Origin of the sequence: Acinetobacter sp. 22512 (genome assembly GCF_052044755.1) — a bacterium.
GTDB lineage: Bacteria > Pseudomonadota > Gammaproteobacteria > Pseudomonadales > Moraxellaceae > Acinetobacter > Acinetobacter pittii.
Genome location: NZ_JBQENP010000054.1, coordinates 1 through 355, shown reverse-complemented (window position 1 = coordinate 355; position 355 = coordinate 1). Strand labels below are relative to the sequence as shown.

Here is a 355-nt window from a genome sequence, read left to right as displayed (position 1 = left end):
CCTACGACCCCCTGGTCCCAAACCAGGTGCACTACCAGGCTGTGCTATGCTCCGAAATTGGGGTGAATGACGGGATTCGAACCCGCGACAACTGGAATCACAATCCAGGGCTCTACCAACTGAGCTACATCCACCATCAAATAAGTTCTATGTACCAAGCTACCAAATGGCGCGCCTGACAGGATTCGAACCTGTGACCATCCGCTTAGAAGGCGGATGCTCTATCCAACTGAGCTACAGGCGCTTAACCGATGATGCTTATCATGCGATACTTCGCCGATCTTAAAATATTATTTTAAGTGGTCGGAGCAGTAGGATTCGAACCTACGACCCCCTGGTCCCAAACCAGGTGCAC

The 355-nt window shown here is 51.3% G+C and carries 2 tRNA genes; both read right to left on the bottom strand.

The features are described from left to right. Nucleotides 1-58 precede the first annotated feature (58 nt). A tRNA-His gene (locus tag ACTJJG_RS19065) sits at nt 59-134 on the bottom strand. Nucleotides 135-167: 33 nt separating this feature from the next. Next, nucleotides 168-244 (bottom strand) — tRNA-Arg (locus ACTJJG_RS19060). Nucleotides 245-355: the final 111 nt, after the last annotated feature.